This is a genomic window from Synechococcus sp. R6-7, from assembly GCF_047461695.1.
GTDB lineage: Bacteria > Cyanobacteriota > Cyanobacteriia > Thermostichales > Thermostichaceae > Thermostichus.
In genome coordinates this window covers 1-2,111 of record NZ_JANSHS010000041.1, presented here as the reverse complement: position 1 = coordinate 2,111, position 2,111 = coordinate 1, and the positions used below count along the sequence as shown (strand labels likewise).

3 protein-coding genes are annotated in these 2,111 nt (G+C 61.2%); 1 reads left to right on the top strand and 2 read right to left on the bottom strand.

The genetic code is table 11. The features are described from left to right. Nucleotides 1-134: 134 nt before the first annotated feature. Both rpsU and NW815_RS01685 read right to left on the bottom strand, forming a co-directional pair. The gene (gene rpsU / locus NW815_RS01690) at nucleotides 135-320 is read right to left on the bottom strand and encodes a 30S ribosomal protein S21 (RefSeq protein ID WP_011432857.1); all 186 of its coding nucleotides are present in this window, start codon (nucleotides 318-320) and stop codon (nucleotides 135-137) included. A gap of 103 nt (nucleotides 321-423) precedes the next feature. After that, a complete protein-coding gene (locus tag NW815_RS01685) occupies nucleotides 424-1,710 on the bottom strand; it encodes a trypsin-like serine protease (RefSeq protein WP_414415649.1) in 1,287 nt (428 codons plus the stop codon). Nucleotides 1,711-1,911: 201 nt separating this feature from the next. Between NW815_RS01685 and NW815_RS01680 the strand changes: the two genes are divergently transcribed. Further along, nucleotides 1,912-2,111, top strand: a 200-nt coding sequence (locus NW815_RS01680) for a ParA family protein (RefSeq protein ID WP_414415648.1), incomplete at its 3' end; no start/stop codon positions are given.

The following is a 2,111-nucleotide window of genomic DNA, read 5'->3' as shown; positions in this document are numbered from 1 at the left end:
CCTGCTGTTGCAGAGAGTGCGGGGCTTCCCTGCAGGCTGGCCCAACCCAGATTCCGAGAAACTAACGTCAGAACCTCAGGCAAGGCCACAAGCCCTGTTCAGAGGGGTTCAGATTTCCGAGTGTCGGCAGTAGCCTAGGCCATGGACTTGCGGCGGTTGCGCCGGACGGCCACCGCTTTGCGCTTGCGCTTTTCTAGGTTGGTTTCAAAGTGCCGATGGTTGCGCAAATCCCGCAAAATGCCCGCCTTAGAAACCTGGCGCTTGAAGCGGCGCAGCGCCGATTCGATCCCTTCGTTTTCGCCAATCGTCACTTGGGTCATAAGCAAGACATCTCCTCCGTCAATCAATGGGATGGACTCGGTTACAACAGGGATCCCTATCCTAAACCATCTCCGCCCCGCTGCTTGCTGCCACAGTTCGTGTTCACTGCGCCCGGCTGCCAAAGTTGAGCCCCGCAACCACCTCACCTTCCCTCAAATTGACAACGAATGAAGCAGTTGTCCCGGTGGGGGGTGGAGGGGAGGGTGGTGCTGGAGTTGGGCTGGGGGCACTGCCGATTACCGATTGCACAAAACCGGCGAAGCTAGACACCCGCGTATACACCCCATAGAAATTGGGCTGGGCGCAGCCGATGCCAAAACTGGTGATTCCGGCCAGGGCAAAACCCGTGCCACTGGACACAATCAAAGGCCCACCACTATCGCCCTGACACGTATCGACTCCCCCCTGAGGAAAGCCGGCGCAGAGCATGGTATCTAAAATGGTGCCATTGTAGGATTGGGGCGCATTGCACACCGCATTGGAGACGATGGGAACGGTGGCCTGCTGCAAATCTCGGGTAGGGCCGCTGGGTTCTTGATCCGGGGCGCGGGGGAAGGTGGCTCCCCAGCCGAGGATGGTGGCGGCAGTGCCAGGGGCCGTCAGGTTGGTTTGGTTGGGCTGCACCAGCGGCAGGGTAGGCAGGGCCACTGGCCGAGAGAGGCGCACCAGGGCAATGTCGTTCCCCCCAAGTTTCCCCACCTGGGGGTTGTAGCCGGGGTTGAGGACAATTTGCGCGGCGCGAATGCGTTGACCGGCGCCGATTTGTAGGCGGTTGGTACCCAACAGCAGATCCAGATTTTGGGCACTCACTACCTGCTTGCCTTGTTCGTCGAAAAAACAATGGGCAGCGGTAACTACCCACTCCGGCGCGATCAGGGATCCGCCGCAAAACTGCGCTTGAAAGGGATCTGGCTCAGCCGCGTTCAGCAAGGCCACCATCCAGGGAAAGGCCCCTTCGGGAGCAGGTCTGCCGCCCACAATCCGCTCCAGCCCCAAGCCTGAGCGCGGCGTGGTGAAGATTCGCCCTGGGGGCAAAAGGGCGGTGACGCGGTAGGTGCCAGGGGGCAAGTTGGAGAAGCGGAAGTTGCCGCCGCCGTCGCTGACGGTGCTGGGCTCCCCCGGGTCGAGGCGGCCATTGCCGTTTAAGTCCAAAAAGGTGGCGATGCCCGGCAGCCCCGGCTCCCCCGGATCCCGCAGCCCATTGCCGTTGAGATCGTCGAAATGGGATCCCTCAATTCGTCCTGTGGGAGGAGCTGAGACTGGGGGAAGCGGGCGACTGGAACCCCCGCCGCCACAGGCGCTTATGCTCAGGGCCAGACACAACCCCAGCGGAATAGACCAAGAGCGAGCCAAGCCCAAGGAGGAATGGGATCGCGAGAGATGAGGCATGGTCAGATTCTCCAAAGCCAGCCGGTTATGCCAGCCAAGGATATCCTACCGGCGAAGCCTAAAGATTGCGGAACCGGGAACGCTTCCCCCCGCGCCCGGCTCTTCCGATTTGCCCCAAGACCCAACGTGGCGATGCGCACTTTAGCCTCTTGCCGCCCGTGCACCTGGGCAGTAAAACCAGGGTGGGAGGGTGTGTGGCAGATGAATATCGCGGTCTTGGGGTTCAAAGGGGGCGTGGGCAAAACCACCACGGCGGTACACCTGGCCCTCTACCTTCAGCAAAAACAAGGGGCAGCCCCTTTGGGTGGGTCGGGGATGGCCCTGTTGATCGACGTCGATCCCAATCGCTCGGCCTCTCGCTGGGCAGAACGGGGATCATCCTTTCCTATCAAGGTATTGGC